Here is a 15,488-nt window from a genome sequence, read left to right as displayed (position 1 = left end):
CTAAAACCATTCAATCGCTAGCGTGCAGCATGTGTCATGCAAAGAAATGCTATTTAGAAACAAGGATTAATATACTTGAAATAGAAGCAAGCATATTAAAAGTGCCACTGCAAAGGCAGTTTGACCATGAAGGATTTCCTTGCTTTGATAAACCAACAAGGGATTGCCCCATGAATCGGTTGACGTCATGCAAATCAATACATGTAGCCCATTCTCGATGGCCTATCCGCCCAACGGCTGCAGTCCTATTGCTAGGTCTTGTAGGCGGCTGTTCCACCCAGATCACTGAAAAGCCTGTTCAAGCACCGGTCGTGCAAGAGTTTCAATTTCAAGTCATCAATCACCAAACACCAAGACAAGAGGGAAGAAAAATCAATCTTTTCCTTCGCTATCGCTATCGCCAAGATCTAGCTACCACTGAATACCCGGACTGGGCAAAAGTTCATACTGCTGCTGTAAAGTTTCTGCGCGTTCGCCCCTCACAACCGCAAGATGAATATTGGGAAGTACTCAATGAAGGGCTTGTAAGGGATCTCTACTCATCCTTTCCACTTATGGGGGTTGTGTCTCAACTTCAGGTGCAGTCGGTAGAGCATCCAAAATCACAAGAAACAAAGCCCGTTATATATAGCTCGATAACAATATTAGGAGAAGTAAGCCCTATTGTTACTCCACAGGGATTTAGAAAGTAGCTCATAGTTTTATTGAAAATGCATTAGATCTCTCAATAGATCTCAAAGGAAAAGGATTGAATCCTATCCCTGCCACTGCTAAGGCAATAGGCATCAGCTCCTCGATCTCCTCTAAGGAAATACATGAATGATGGTGTTGTGCTGAATCCCTTTCTCCCTCCCTCAACTCACCATCAGCGATAAAAGGAGCCATAAGATGTTTTCTTCTTTGGCCAGCCAGCCCTTGCGCTGAAGAACAGATCTAGCTCTTTAAGCTGTTCATCAAATGAATGTGATGAACCAAGCTGTGCCTGAACTCAGCCTGGCCGGTAGGGGAACAACACGGGCGCTGCGCTGCAGAGTGCTGCAATCGCCCCTTGCAGGCGTGAGTGATCAGATCTTCCGAAGCCTGGTTCGGCGCTGGGCGCCAGATGCATTGTTATTCACGGAAATGGTCAATGCCACCAGCCTGGAGCTGGGCCACGGCCTACAGAAACTCGACGAACTCGCCCATGAAGCCGGGCCCATTGGCGTGCAATTGTTCGATCACCGCCCAGAAGCGATGGCCGATGCTGCACAGCGAGCAGAGGCTGCTGGTGCCTTCCTGATCGACATCAACATGGGCTGTCCTGTGCGCAAGATTGCACGCAAGGGCGGTGGCTCTGGTCTGATCCGTGACCCACAACTGGCGGCAAAAATCGTGAGCACTGTTGCCTCAGCGGTCAAAATCCCAGTCACCGTGAAGACAAGGCTGGGCTGGTGTGGCAGCGATGCAAGCCCTGTGAGCTGGTGTCAATGGCTCGAACAGGCCGGCGCCCAGTTGTTGACATTGCATGCTCGCACTCGAGAACAAGGCTTCAAAGGCTCAGCTGATTGGCTCGCCATCGCTGCCGTCAAAAGAACACTGCAAATCCCCGTGATTGCCAATGGCGATGTCAGGAGCTGCATGGATGCCAAGCGCTGCCTGACGATCACTGGAGCCGATGGCGTGATGGTGGGCAGAGGCTCGATGGGAGCGCCATGGCTTGTGGGTCAAATCGATGCAGCACTATCCGGCCTACCAGTGCCTGCAACGCCTGGAGCGTCAGAGCGACTCACCATTGCTCGTGAACAACTGGAAGCGCTGGTACAAGCAAAGGGGGAACATGGCCTCTTAATTGCCCGTAAACACATGGGATGGACTTGTAGCGGCTTCCCCGGCGCGCCGAAACTGCGCCATGCCCTGATGCGTGCACCAACGCCAACGGATGCCATATCACTGTTAGAGCAAGCCAGCACAGAACTCATAACGGCATGGCCTGAAGCGACCAACGCCTAATCCAGCCTCAAGTTGCGATCAAGCCGCTACCAAGCCACATCCAATCACCCAGCCAATATCACTAATCAATCGCCGTCATCAACTCAACGGCTCATCATCCAGTTGCGATCAATGGCCTGCTCAAGCTGCTAAGAGATTACGTGTGCCTGTGATCGCCTGAACTGCAAGTAGAACAGCAACCAACACGTTGGCGTAAACATGCAGGCGTCGCATCGAGAGATGACGAGCAATCTCAGGCTTGGCTGCCACCGAGGCAATTAACAACCCGCTCAGCAAAACACCGCTCCAGTAGTGGGAGCGCCAAAAATCTGCTTGGAAAGGGTTGTCTGTGAGTCGATTGATCTCCGGTTGTGCTCCCAACAGCAGCAATGCCAACCAGCAAGCGAGGCCCAACAGCGCACGCGCAGCAGGGCGCCTCACCTTGAGAAGACGGAGGTAAATCAATACAGTGCCCAGCTCTGCAAAGGCCAAGACCGCGAGTCGACCAACCCCAGCCAAGCCCCCAGGCGACGCCTCGAACCAAGCGGCCAAATAGCTATGAAAAAAGGCGATTAACACTGCCACCAACACCCCTCCAGCAACCCAGCGGCCATGTTCGGCATGTTCAACAGGCACCGAGGCAGGCAGCGGATTGATCTGCAAGCGCCGCTCGCGAGCCAAAGTGCCAAGCCGAATCGTGGCACCCACCACTGGATAGACAAACAAAATGATCAACACAGGGTGCAATAAGCCCAGCCATTGCATGGGGGTCAAAGAGAGAGCACTCGACATCAGGGCATCACCTCCGGCCAGCCTTGCCTCACCAACAACAACGAAAAATAGGGCCTAGCTGTTGCGAGCACCTCGCTGGCCTGCATCACCTGCTGATCGGGCCAGCCCAATCTCTGGGCAAACAGTGCTGATTGCAATAAATTCCGCTCTTCCAGCATGGGCCGCACCCAGGCCCAGCGGTGCGCCAACTTGAGCAACGCCAGCACACGCCCCTTACCAGCCGCATCCTCCAGCAGAGCCTCAAGCTCGCTGGATTGATCTGGGGTCGGCAAAAGCAAAAGTTGTTCCTGCTGCATCGCCAAGGGCCAGGCACCTGCAGCAGCGGCGGCGGCAACGGCCGTGACCCCTGGGATCAGCCGAACCTGGCAGTCAGGATGATGCTTCTTGAGAGCCAGCAAGATGTAAGAGCTTGTGGCAAACAGAGACACATCCCCCTGACAAAGCACCACCACTCGCTCTCCTTCAGCAACGGCAGCTGCCAGTTGATCACTGGCCTCTCGCCAAGCCTGCTGGCGCGGTTCAGCGGCAGCCACCATGGGAAAAAGCAATGGCAGTTGGCGTTGCTCAGCACGAATCCATCGCGAGGCAATGCTCGCCGCCATCCCTTCACCCCCTAGCCGTGCCACGGGATAGGCCACAACAGTGGCCGCTTCAATCGCCTCAATGGCAGCCAGTGTCAACAGGGCAGGATCACCAGGGCCCACCCCGACCAGGATGAGAGCTGTAGTTGAAACAGCAGGGCTCGACAAAGCCGAACGAAACATTCAGCCGTCGTTCTAAGACGCCACGATCAAGATGGCTGCAAAGACCCCTTAAACCTCTGGGAATGAGTCGCCTCAGCATCCACCCCGAAGGCAGAACCAACGCCACAAGCCCGGCGGAACCCTTATTGGAGAGCGATGATCCTGCAGTGATCAAAGCCGAGCTGGCCAAACGGGGCATTGAATTCCAGCGTTGGCCAGCCAAAGTCAAGCTCCATCAGAACCCAAGCGAGTCCGACATCCTTGCGGCCTACGCCGTCGAGATCGCCCGAGTGCAGGCTGATGGCCGTTACCCCACGGTGGATGCAATCCGAATCACGCCAGACCACCCCGATCGTGAAGCGCTGCGCCAAAAATTCTTAGCCGAACACACCCATGCCGAAGACGAAGTTCGCTTCTTTGTAGAAGGCCGTGGTTTGTTCTGCTTACACATCGGCGCGGAAGTGCTGCAAGTGCTCTGCGAACAAAACGACTGCATCAACGTGCCAGCAAAAACACGCCATTGGTTCGATATGGGCAGCAAGCCACAGTTTTGTGCTGTGCGCTTCTTCGATAACCCAGAAGGCTGGATTGCAAGCTTCACAGGGGATGTGATCGCCGAGAGATTCGCCAAGCTGCCATGAGGCTGATCGGATTCAGCTATGCATGCAGTGAGGTGTCTGCTTGAACCTTGGTGATGAATGCCTTGAACTGTCTTCTTAAATTGATGATATTCAATTCTTATTCGTGTAGCGATCTTTCGAAGATATTTCTAGAAGATCATAATTTTTTTAAATGGCTTAGTATTTTTTACTATATATGTCTGTGAAACCTTACCCCCCCCTAACTCAACCAATTGCATTCAACTGCTTGATCTAGTCAGCCAGCCTGTGCCCCATCTGCTTCCTTATTTGTGAATACAATTCTATAGCCATTCACTTTGGATCCATATGTCACTACTTTTCTGTATTCCGCATACTTTTTGCACCGACCAGTCCAGCATATATTAGCCGCATGCCTATAATCGCTAAGATAGTTATTTCAGGTTTTCCCTACTCTATTTCTAGTCAAATGTAAGCTGTCAACAGTTATCTATTCAATGATAACAATAGCTCCAGCGCCACCAACCAGGATCGCTGCTCTTTTCAAATAACTACCAGGTTTCATCTTAGTATCTTGGATTGACTGATAGTAGCTAGCCTTATGGGAAACTACAGAAAATAGAATTATAAATAGCTTAGTACTTTTACGATACAAATGTCTGAAGAGATATAACGTATGCAGATGGGCATGATTTGCCTTATTGCAACCCTTCCATTCACGTCTATTGCTTTAAGATGTGATCTGTTAGGGTGAACAAGGTGCGACCATTCTCAAGATGCAGAGAATCGGAGCCTGCTGGAAATTCAACATCTCCTATCCCCCCATTGATTTTTCCTATAGGGATTACTTCTGATGTCTGCGGATGACCTTGGTACAGCTGTTGGGATAGGTCTAATTCTCTATTCCTGAAAAGCTATGCACTGCAAAAGATTTTAGAGACTGTTGTGGTAATGCTCTCTAGTTGAAGAAGATTTTGTTAGCAAGTGCTGGACAGAGATCGCTTAGCACGGGTTGAGGGGCCGGCGTTCGTGATCGCCTGCCCTTGCATGTGCTGCTCAGTTCCCTAGCCATCGCAGCAGGACATAGGTCATGTCGATTTTGCAGCCGCAGCTCGTCGAAGGAAGTGAGGTGATCACATGCTTCCATGTGCTGTCTTGTCGAATTTTTTCCGGAGATTGACTCTGATTTGTATCCTGCTTGTGCTTTTTCGAGGTCTAAGCATCATTAGATCTTTCTTACACTAATGTTGTTAGGCGGCCACCCCTAGAATATATTTATACGATTGTTTGAATTGATATGGAGCAACTTAGAGTCAGTTGTTCTGGAGCAGGGCGTCATGATCAAATGTCACAAGGCTGGCTCTCCAAGAGTAGGAGATCCCTATACATGCAGATTGATTAAGGGTGGCGTGGAAATATCGATCAGGAATGTATAGGCATTCAGCGGCTTTAGAACGCATAATTTTGGCTCCTTCCAAATGCGGCCAGAGATTGTCAATCAATTCAAGTCGAAACCAGTCATTTAAGGATTGACATCTGGTTCCATAAAGCTCGTGATTGTATTGGGACAGAACAGAATGATTGCGTTTAGTAGGTGGCGCTAAAAACCATATTTTTTCCCCCATCAGACACTCAAAGCAGGCTCGAGTATGTTGATGAACGTGTGTGCCTGTGCCTGAACAGCCCGCAAAAAGACGAGCCATCCGAATTTGTTGTGCTATTAAGTCAATGGTTTGAGGGCCACCGAAAGCACCGTAAATGTTATGATTTAGAACATTGCCCTCAAAAACAAAGGGGTGAGATACATAAAAATCTGATGACTGTGGTGGCAAATTAATCATCTCATTGAGAAAACCCTTTAGATCAACTCGACCATCGCTAATGTTCACATAGGCATCGTAGGAACCCTGAACAGTCAATGTTCGATGGTTAATCAAGTTGAAAAGAGCATTCAATTTTTTGGTGCTAATTGTCTCAAGATAGGGCTCTTTTTTGGCAGTGGAAATGGTCATAACGACTCTTGTATTGTGTACGGATTTTGGTTATACAAATTCATGTCGATGATTGCATCAAAGCAATTGCGAGCCGAGAGTCGGTGCAAACTGGTAATGTGGATTGAACTGGCTTTATTAAGTGCATCAATCAAACTCAAATGACTGATCTCATCTAGATAGGAAGTTGGCTCATCGGTTAGCAGAATCGTGGGCTTGCCGAGTACAACACGAGCAACATGCAGGCATTGAAGCTCTGCATTGGATAAGTCTTGAGAGGATTCGCTGAGGTTTGTGTTCAAACCCATTGCTAGAGATTCAATGACGTTTAAGCAATCACAATCATTCAAGGCTCTAGAAATCAACTCATCATCAAAGCTTTCAGATGGGTCAAGAAAATCGCGAATCGTACTCCCAAACAAAACTGGAATCTGGGGTATGAACATGATATCAGTAAAGTGTTTGATTCCCTGATTTTCAGAAAGAAGGGTATTGTTTATAATAATATTCCCTTCACTACTTTCATGTAATCCACCCATCAGTTTCAGCAAAGTTGATTTTCCTGATCCTGGCTTGCCAGTGATCGCGTAGTTTTTATCCTTTTCAAATATAAAGTTTAAATTACTGATAATATTGAATCTAGAATTGGTATATTTGTAGGCGATTTGGTTCAATTCAATAGTTTCAATCTCACGGACCTTGCGTGTATCAACGGTTGTTTGCATCCATGGCTGTTGAAGCTGTTCAAACTGCGTCATTCCTCTCAAGCTGTTCTTGCTGAAGTAGGTTGGCAATGCAATCATCAATGAAGAAATTGCTTCAGCTACCTGAGAAAAACCTGATGAGATAAACGAAAAAGCCGTAAACATTACCAAGTATTTGCCTTGTGATAAGCCTAGATTTTGCGAATAGCTAAATAAGATTAATGCTACAAGCAATGAGCTAAAAACCCTTGAAAAGAGTATTCCATAACTGCTCCACTGATTGATTGAAATAATGGTCTTGAAGTACTTTCGTTTACTGTTTATTAATGTCTGATCATAGCTTGTTTCTAAGCTTAGCGAGCGTATTTCGCTTATTGACCGGATTGTATCAACGATCAGCTGATTGCATTCCGCTTGTGTCCGAATTAGTTGAAATGATATGCGCCCTGTAATGTAACCTGAAAGGAGTGATATCCAAGCTGGTAGTGAGCTCAATAGTAGGATCAAGAGGACAAGTCGCGGTTCTAGGAGATAGAATCCAAAAATTACCATGTATATTCCAATCGTCAAAAAAGCAATCGGCAATGAAATTAGTAGTGCTCTTGCACTTGAGGTAAAAGCAAGTGCAGTTTTAAAAATTTGTTCCCATAAGCTTAGTGAGAGTTGTGGGATTGAACTTGGCCTGACTGAGAGATAGCGTTCCATTAGACCAATTAATCCATGAAAGTCGATAGAAGATTGAGCAATACCAATCGAGATATTTGATATTGTTTTAAAGAATGTAGCAATTATCTGACTTGCAAATAAACCGCAGCAAATTAGTATGAGTTGGTTGAGTTGACCGGTTGGAATGATTTGATCGAAAATCGGTCCAATTGCCAGAACCGGCAATGTTGATAGCAGTGTGAAAATAGCTAATCCAATTAATGTGAGTGAATAGCCCTGCCAGCGTGCGAAGATATGCCACCAGGACAGTTCAAGTTTTGTAAGAGCACGCTTAGGCAATGAAGAGGTAAGACTATAAAATTCACAGTTTGGTTGAATATGAGTATGAATTTGAATAAATTTTCTGTAGCTTTGATAAGAGTTCAGATAGCACCATTTATGAGTTTGATTGTCAATTATGAGAACTTTCATCGGTAGAGATGCCAGCGCTTTCATGGTTGGCGTTACTTCGAACTTTAAAGCTATCAATTTCATTCTTTGATTCATGAAGTGCATCAACTCCTCTTTACCTTGTTGTTGCAATCTGTCTATCTGATTCTTGATTAAATCTATTTCCATTGTATTCATGCCAATACATAAAACCGGATCCTGCGTGATCAGGTTGAGAGCATCGCAATGGTCTAGCCAGTATTGCTCGGTGTTTCTCATGGGGTTATTGATCTGACTCCTCTATTGTTCGTAATACTCCGCGCTCAAAGCTCCAAATCTTTTTCATTACATCACCAAGCTCTAAATCATGATCTACAAGAAAGATAGTCTGTTCTTGATAAGAAAGAAGACCAAGGAGAAATCTTTTCCGAAGTTCGTTCGGTAAGCTGTCCATTACATTATCCACCACGAGAACGGAAGGATTCCTAACAATCGCCCGAATTACCTGAATGATCACCTTTTCCCCACCGCTAAGACTTCCAGAGTTACCAATTTGGCGATTAAGATCTCGGAATAGGTTTAATTGGCTGACGCCAAGTTTTTCTATAATGTTGATGAGCTCTTTGTGGCTGCTTTGATGGAATGGATCAAGGTTAAACAGTATTGTGTTTTGAAATAAAAGGGGTTCAGAATTAATTATTAAGATCAATCTGTTCAGATTATGACCTGAAAGCTGATTTACTTGTTGACCAAAAATCCGAATGCTGCCTGTATTTGCTTGGATACGACCTACCAGTAATTTTCCCAGGGTCGATTTTCCGGATGACCGATGAGCTTTGATCATGACCGGGAAGTTTTCTCGATCGATTCTTAGCGATGCATGATCCAGTATTTTCGGGCCGAACAAAGAATATTTAAAGCTAACATCTTGTAGTTCGAGAGTAATGTTTTTATTGAATTTCTTTGAAATTGTTGAAAAGCTCTTGTTGAAGTCTGGATTGTATCTGGAATCAAGAGGCGTTGTTGTAAGGTCTTCAAGTCTTCTATAAGCAATCATAGTTTCTTGAAGATTACGAATGATACTTGCCAGACTTGACATTGGTGCCAAAGACAAGCTAACAAGCGCATCTAGTGCCGCATATTGTCCTAGTGTAATTTGTCCATTGAGGATGAGCATTGATGCCGCAAACAGCAGCACGACTGTTGACAAGCTATCAATCAAGCCAAGAAATAATCCTTGCTGTGAATACGTTATATCAAGAAGGTTTTGAGACTGTTGAGCCTCAATGAGACTTCCTGCATAACGAGAAAGACGAAAGTATTCCTGGCCCTCCATCTTGATTTGCTCGTATGCACCAATTATTTGATATAGATCGCTTTGATTTTTTGCCGCTGCTTGTTGGTTTTCCTGCTGCAAATCAACTTGTATGGGTATCATTGCCAATGAAGTTGTTGCAATCGCCGTCATCAGAATAGCGATAAAGATAAATAGCCAAAAGGAAGTTATAAGAAGGATTGCGAATAGAATAATTAAATTGACTGATGCAATTAGCAGTGTAATTAGGGATGACTGATTGGCTAGAATCAGCCGATCAAGACTCTCAAACTTTGCACTGATATCGCCTGTATGACGACTTAAGAAATAGTTTTCAGGCAATCGAATTAGCTTTCTATAGAAATATTTGTTTAGTTTAAGACTTAGTTCACTGATGCTCAGACAGACGCATCCAAACAGTAGAAACGTACCAAGGCCACTCACGATTGCGATAATAAATTGAGAGATCGCGAGGGGGCGGCTCCATTGCGGAAGGCCAAGTTCAACAACCCAGGTAAAGAAGATATTCAGTATCTGTGCATTAGCCAGTTCAAAAGTTGCAATGACAACTAGTAAAATGCTCACCATTGTGAGCACTGAAGCTGGAAAACTCTGTTTCAAGCTGACCAGCCATATCGGATCAACTTTTGCCCTCCCTTTTGGAACTTCTTGCACTTTTCCTAATGTGATAGCTCGCCCCACTAATACATAGTCTTGAATCGATCTGACCAGTGCCTGCTTTTCAATCTCTAGGAAACCCGATGCCGGATCATGAGCAATAAATCGATCCCCTTCCCTATCGACGATTAATATGAAATGATTGCGTTGCCAGCAAACAATGAACGGAAATTCAAGGTTCTCTAAATTGTCAATACCTTTTTTGATTGAATAGGGAACCAAACGGATGGAAAAGTGTTCGGCAAGAAGAATCAATTGATCAGCATTAACACCACCACGACATGATCCATACGCACCTTGGATTTCTTGCAGGGAGTATGGTTGACCTATTACGGCAGATAACATCGCTAGACATACTAGTCCACATTCCGACTCGTCGGATTGGAAGATTAAGGGTGTTTTCATTTGACGATTTTGATCAAATATCTGTAGGCTCATGATCTACCTCCCGTATCCTAGATTTCTTCTCATAAGTGGAATCAGGTATGTAATAGGAGACCAAGTGTCGTATACGCAATCCACACTGGCAGCACCACCGGCACTGAAGCCCCATTCAGGTGGATTTGTCGTGGTCCATTTCAGATGTCCTTGCTCTGTGCGGCTCAATGAGACCACCAGTAGATATGGAAATGCTGAAAATTCTTCTGCTATAGCACGGTTTGTTAATTGATCGAAAAGGGCATTTGCTGTATATTCAAGGCCTAGAATTCTTGTTAGTTCCTGAGGATTGGTTGGCAACTTCCCAATCGACTTAACTTTGGAGAGTAGATATCCATACTTCGATGCTGGTGTTTCTGCTGGACTCAAAAAACAGAGATTGTTGGGTTTGACTCGCTTAGCAGCTTTCGCTGACACTAAAAAGACTCCCTGAGCAGGCCCTGTTTCTAGAGAGATCGTGGCAATTGTTACACCTTCTTGTAAGTAGTCACCTTCACTAATATCGATCACGCTGATGACTCCTTTGGCATTTGCAACAATGTCCTTAGATAGGCTCGATTGATTCGCGGACAGAGCTGCATTACTGTTGATTGTGATCTGGCTTGATTTCGCCGATATTTCAAGCTGAAGCAGGTCTGATTGTTTTTCCTCGATTGATCCCTGTAGCTGTAACAACTGAGTTTTTATTGATTCAACTTCATTGAGTTGACTGAGGTACTCAGCCTGACTGATATCTTTATTATCTAAAAGTTTTTGGTATCGACTTAGTTGTGCTTGATGGAGTTTCAACTGTTCTCCAAGGGCAATCTTGCTTCTCGCCATACCATCAATGCTCTGGCGGGTTGCCACTACCTTTGCGTTAACCTGTTGGGGCGTGAGATTATTGCTAAGCGATTTAATTTGTTGATATGAGTTAGCTTCTATTTCCTGCACACGATTGTCGATGCTGGCGAGTCTTTGATTGCGGTCTACCTGCTGGCCTGTACTGACATATACATTGGTGACTCGCCCTGCGACACGGGTATAAGCACGCACATTCCTGCCTTGATTAAGAGTGAAACCGATTCCATTCACTGTGGCATTGACTTTGTATAGGCATGCCCAGATCAGCAAGCAGACAGCAAAGGCACCCAGGCCATAGCTAGCCAAAGCAAATGGCTGGTTTGTAACCAACTCAAGGAAGGGGTATATCCTTCTGATTCGTTTTGTATTGAATCTCATTTGTGCAAGTTAGCTGTTTTGGCCACACTTGCCATCACTTAGCTGCAAAATTTGGATGTTGCTGTGAGTTCAGCTGCTGTTTATTAATGATCCACGAGGCTTACTTGCTCTTCTTTCGACATGTCGCTACTGTTAGAACGGCGTAACGCGCTGCTGATGAGTGGACGCAGTAAACCATTTGCATTGGGCTTGCTGTTTTTGCTTGCTTCCCAGCAATGCTTTGCTTTATTGCATGCTTCCGAAGTAAAGCAGCTCATCGACGTATCGCCTTTAGCTGTTGAAATTTCTCCAGGAGCTCACTCCTACAATCAACTCTCTTCTCTGATTAGGAGTATTCCATCCTCCTTGAAGCCAGCTATTGAGCTTGTCAACATTGATGACATTAATTCTTTTAACCCTATTGAGTTTGAGGGGTATAACTTCCTTTGTGATTCAGCTCTTTCAAAGAAGCCAGATTATTCACTGATCAATCAGCGTTGTCGACCCATTCAGATAGGGCAACCCCTATCGATGCTTGGATTTAAAAATCTCTTGTTGCGTTCAGTTTTACTTTCGCCTTCTATTGCTTCATCTCTCGATAGTGTTGATTCCAACCGTTGGCTGGTTCGTCAAGCATTCAGTTCTTGGTATCCTTCAATTGCTATTACCTCAGGCTCACTGTTATCTGTCAACATTTCCAATACTCAGAATTATGGGTCTTCAAGTCCTTTCGCTGTGAATCCCTCAGCTAGTGGCACGTCCTTTCAGCCATCTACAGCAATTGGTGGGGGTCGATCCTCGATTCTTCCAGATAATGATTCAGGGCTTGTGAGCCCTTATACGCAAACATCTTCCTATTTGCAGGCCTACCCTGTTCTTACTTTGAACTGGCAGTTATTTAATCTAGCACGCTCATCATCAATTGCTGCCTCAAAGGATCAATTGACATCAGCGCAATTTCAGGCACTTGATCAGGCAAGACAAACCGTTCTTTCGGCGGCAAAACTTTATAGCCAACTTCAGGCGACTGAATATCAAATTTCAACGCTTCTCTCTCTCTGTCTTTCTTCATTTGAACTGATGAAAATCTATGATCGTCAATTGAAGCAGGGAAGAATCGCAAACCCAATCTTTCTTTCTCAGCGATCATACTTTGAATCATCTCGCGCTCAGCTTCTTTCTGCTGTTGCCAGCCATCAATCTACTCTCGAGCAGATTAAAGCTTTGGCAATGATTAAGGATTCTGCTGTTAATTTGATATTTCCACAGATCTTATCTCTTCCTAAGCAGTGGAGCGTAAGTTTAGAACAAACTAAGCGCCTGGTATCCCAATACCCCAGTATTATTGCTTATCAGCACCAGGCAAAGCAATACGCCCACTTATCTGCAGGAAGCTATAGCGGATACTGGCCGTTGATATCTGTACTCGGTTATCTTACTTATATCGGCACTCAGGGGAGTCAGCAGTATTCACCTCCTGAACCACCCTCTGGCGCATGGTCAACGCAACTGTCAAACTACATTGGTTTGAATTTTACATGGAATATTTTTGACGGTTTTTCTGCTGCTCAGCAGGCTCGTAGTTATCAATCGCAAGCTCGCTCTTATCAGCAACAAAGCCTTGCTCAACAACAGTCTCTTTTCGCAGAGGCAATCTCTAGCATCGAGATCGTTCGTTATACATTGCCTGCTCTTCATGCAATTGAATCCAGCTATCAAGCTGAGGTTGAGGCCTACAAAGCCTACATTTTACGAATGCATGCAGGCTTGGATGATTATTCTGTGATTTTTCAGTCTCAGCAAATGCTCTCCACGTTACTTTCATCTTATAGTTCTACTTATGAAAGTCTTTTTTCTGCTTATTTCCAGTTAATTGCTCTTACTGGTCTGTACTTTAATTCCAGTTTTTTGACTCTTGGATCTGAATAATTACTTGAATCTATAGTTTGTTACTCGTTTTGGTCTCTATTCAGGTCTGTAGCTACGATTTATTAACTAATGTTGGATTCTCGTGGCTGCCCGGGTTGCGCTAGATGAGTTTCTCTCTTTTATTCTCCTTCTTCAGCATAGAAGAGCATTGCGTCGCCGCTTCTTTGCCCTGCCTAACCGTGCTGCCCGCGGACAGCTGATGACAAGACTGGGTTTTGACAAATTTCAGATTTGGGCTGCTTTGGATACCCTCAGCTTTGACGTAGAGGGCAAGACCTATACATTTTCTTCATGGATTGATGACGAAGAGCGGCGTAGAGATGGTACGGTCATCCCCTTTTCAACGATCATTGCCAGTGCTCGCGAGCTAGGTGCTGATGATGTTCACGCTTCGATTCGTCTGCAATTGCTCGAGGTTCAGGGAACCCTTCGCTCTGTTGCAGGTGGTGCCGCTCGACCTGGTCACTTTCAGCCTTCCGGCCCCTCTTCAGACCCTCAATTTCGTGCAAGACAGTTGGAATTTGATCCCGTTGAGGAGAGTAATGAACAGCATGATAGTCATCCCTTGAATGTGGATGCCGATGGTTTGGTTGACCCGAGTGGCGGCCCAGATGCCCAGACCGAGCTATCTAATCCACTAGCACTTTCAGATGATGTTTTTGAATCAGAACGTTCTCAGGAACTAAGGTCGGATTTTTTGGGAGATGGTCAGCAACCTGATCGTGGCCAAGATCGGTTGGAATACGGCCAGCCATGGGAATCACAGGGTTTTGCTCAAAGGTCTGATTTAACTTCAGAAAAACGGGATTTGGATGGATTGAATCGCGGTACATCCGAAATCTCCGAACAGAGCGTATCATCATCTCATGAGGTTTCCTCGTCTCTAGCTGCTTCGGTCGTCTCTCCGGAAACATCTTCTCATACGCCTGGCGATATTAATTTGGGTTTCCTCAATCCAATTCGGGCTGGTTTAGATAATGGGCTACGTCAGGAGATTGATCAGAAGACTTCGATTCCTGTGAACTGGAGTAGTGAAACAGTTGATCTTTACGATGGGGCATACGGTGATATCACTCTGAAATTCAGTATTGATGGTTCACTCAATCCTTCAATTGAACGAGATGGCAAAAGTGAGTACAGTCTTTCTTTGGAAAATTCTGATTTAGATTTTAATCTTACGCTTGGCTTGGAGGGAACCTATACCAAGGAGATTCCTCGCTATGATTTAGAGCTTTCAGCAACTCTTGGTACAAGTATCATGCTGACCTTGGAGAAGAATCCTGGTGAGCAAGGTATAAGTTCTTATAACATTTCTTCTTCAGGCCTTCAGTTGGAAATGATAGCGGGATTAATTGTCAATCCAGAATATAATGGGGCCTTTCTTTCTGCATCTATCGACCCGGAGTTGAGTTGGACGATTGATTTTTCCTTGCAAGATGGAATCGATGTTGGGAGACCTTCTTTCGATCTGAATTTTGAGTACAGTTTTGACAAGCCCGATTCATGGAAGGCTATGACGGAAATATTTGAAAATGTTGGTGAAGAGTTTGTTGAATTCTTTGAGAATCCTTCATGGTCTAATTTTGTTGATAGCGTAAACTCTCTTTTGAACCTTGGGGAGTTTCTCACTAGCCCAAAATTTGTGTCCTGGGTTGTCACAGAGGTGAGTGCCTATGTTAGTGATGTTATGAATGAAGTCTCTGCCTATGCTGAAGATCTAGTCAATGATGCTTTTGCTGACATTCATTCAGCTGCCAAGTCAATCAGTTCTGCTGTGTCTGAAGCTGCTGATGCTGCAAGTGATTGGGCCTCAGATGCCTGGGATTCAGCTAGTGATTGGACCTCTGATGCTTGGGATGATGTGACATCTTGGTGATTAGTTCTGATCTCCTGGTTTTTTCGCCACGTTTCCCATATATGAAGTGATTCTTCTTCGCTGATGGTAGGCTCTTGATTACAGTCTAGTGAATATGTTGCTGGTTTGTTTTGCTTTGAAAGGCTTGTTGATTGTATGTCGGTATAGTCAATACCACTTT

The 15,488-nt window shown here is 45.3% G+C and carries 11 protein-coding genes; 5 read left to right on the top strand and 6 right to left on the bottom strand.

The genetic code is table 11. From position 1 onward, the window contains the following. Window positions 1-29: 29 nt before the first annotated feature. Together EV12_RS00425 and dusB are read left to right on the top strand one after the other, a co-directional pair. Window positions 30-692 (top strand): hypothetical protein, encoded by a 663-nt coding sequence (locus EV12_RS00425; protein ID WP_152562313.1) that lies wholly within the window; start codon window positions 30-32, stop codon window positions 690-692. A 274-nt stretch (window positions 693-966) separates the two neighbouring features. Then, window positions 967-1,989: a tRNA dihydrouridine synthase DusB gene (gene dusB, locus EV12_RS00415; protein ID WP_193742089.1), complete on the top strand. Its 1,023-nt coding sequence runs from the start codon at window positions 967-969 to the stop codon at window positions 1,987-1,989. Window positions 1,990-2,109: 120 nt separating this feature from the next. Here dusB and EV12_RS00410 read toward each other — a convergent pair whose 3' ends face one another. Together EV12_RS00410 and cobI are read right to left on the bottom strand one after the other, a co-directional pair. Further along, a complete protein-coding gene (locus tag EV12_RS00410; protein ID WP_036910692.1) occupies window positions 2,110-2,760 on the bottom strand; it encodes a DUF4079 domain-containing protein in 651 nt (216 codons plus the stop codon). Further along, entirely contained in the window at window positions 2,760-3,524 is a 765-nt protein-coding gene (gene cobI / locus EV12_RS00405; protein ID WP_036910690.1) for a precorrin-2 C(20)-methyltransferase, read from the bottom strand. The genes EV12_RS00410 and cobI overlap by 1 nt, the downstream gene beginning before the upstream one ends. Before the next feature lie 62 nt (window positions 3,525-3,586). Here cobI and EV12_RS00400 point away from each other — a divergent pair, with 62 nt between their 5' ends. Continuing rightward, window positions 3,587-4,144 (top strand): 1,2-dihydroxy-3-keto-5-methylthiopentene dioxygenase, encoded by a 558-nt coding sequence (locus EV12_RS00400; protein WP_036910688.1) that lies wholly within the window; start codon window positions 3,587-3,589, stop codon window positions 4,142-4,144. 1,271 nt (window positions 4,145-5,415) lie between these two features. On the opposite strand, the gene EV12_RS00390 is transcribed toward EV12_RS00400, so the two are convergent. Genes EV12_RS00390 through EV12_RS00375 form a run of 4 tightly spaced genes read right to left on the bottom strand, consistent with a single transcriptional unit; the run spans window position 5,416 to window position 11,496 of the window. Beyond that, on the bottom strand, window positions 5,416-6,114 hold the full coding sequence (locus EV12_RS00390) for a hypothetical protein (RefSeq protein WP_036910684.1): 699 nt from the start codon (window positions 6,112-6,114) through the stop codon (window positions 5,416-5,418). Then, window positions 6,111-8,171, bottom strand: coding sequence for an ATP-binding cassette domain-containing protein (locus EV12_RS00385; RefSeq protein ID WP_036910682.1), 2,061 nt, complete (start codon window positions 8,169-8,171; stop codon window positions 6,111-6,113). Before EV12_RS00385 ends, EV12_RS00390 begins: the two co-directional genes overlap by 4 nt. Window positions 8,172-8,175: 4 nt before the next feature. After that, window positions 8,176-10,290, bottom strand: a complete 2,115-nt coding sequence (locus EV12_RS00380; RefSeq protein WP_275040941.1) for an ABC transporter transmembrane domain-containing protein — start codon at window positions 10,288-10,290, stop codon at window positions 8,176-8,178. 36 nt (window positions 10,291-10,326) lie between these two features. Then, entirely contained in the window at window positions 10,327-11,496 is a 1,170-nt protein-coding gene (locus tag EV12_RS00375; RefSeq protein ID WP_036910678.1) for an HlyD family secretion protein, read from the bottom strand. Between the two features lie 204 nt (window positions 11,497-11,700). On the opposite strand from EV12_RS00375, the gene EV12_RS00370 reads away from it, so the two are divergent. Further along, entirely contained in the window at window positions 11,701-13,452 is a 1,752-nt protein-coding gene (locus tag EV12_RS00370) for a TolC family protein (RefSeq protein ID WP_036910676.1), read from the top strand. Window positions 13,453-13,534: 82 nt separating this feature from the next. Then, entirely contained in the window at window positions 13,535-15,328 is a 1,794-nt protein-coding gene (locus EV12_RS00365) for a hypothetical protein (protein WP_036910674.1), read from the top strand. Window positions 15,329-15,488: the final 160 nt, after the last annotated feature.

This window comes from Prochlorococcus sp. MIT 0701, assembly GCF_000760295.1.
Classification (GTDB): Bacteria; Cyanobacteriota; Cyanobacteriia; order PCC-6307; family Cyanobiaceae; genus Prochlorococcus.
Note: the sequence above shows the minus strand (reverse complement) of the source record. Positions and strands in the feature narration are given on the sequence as shown.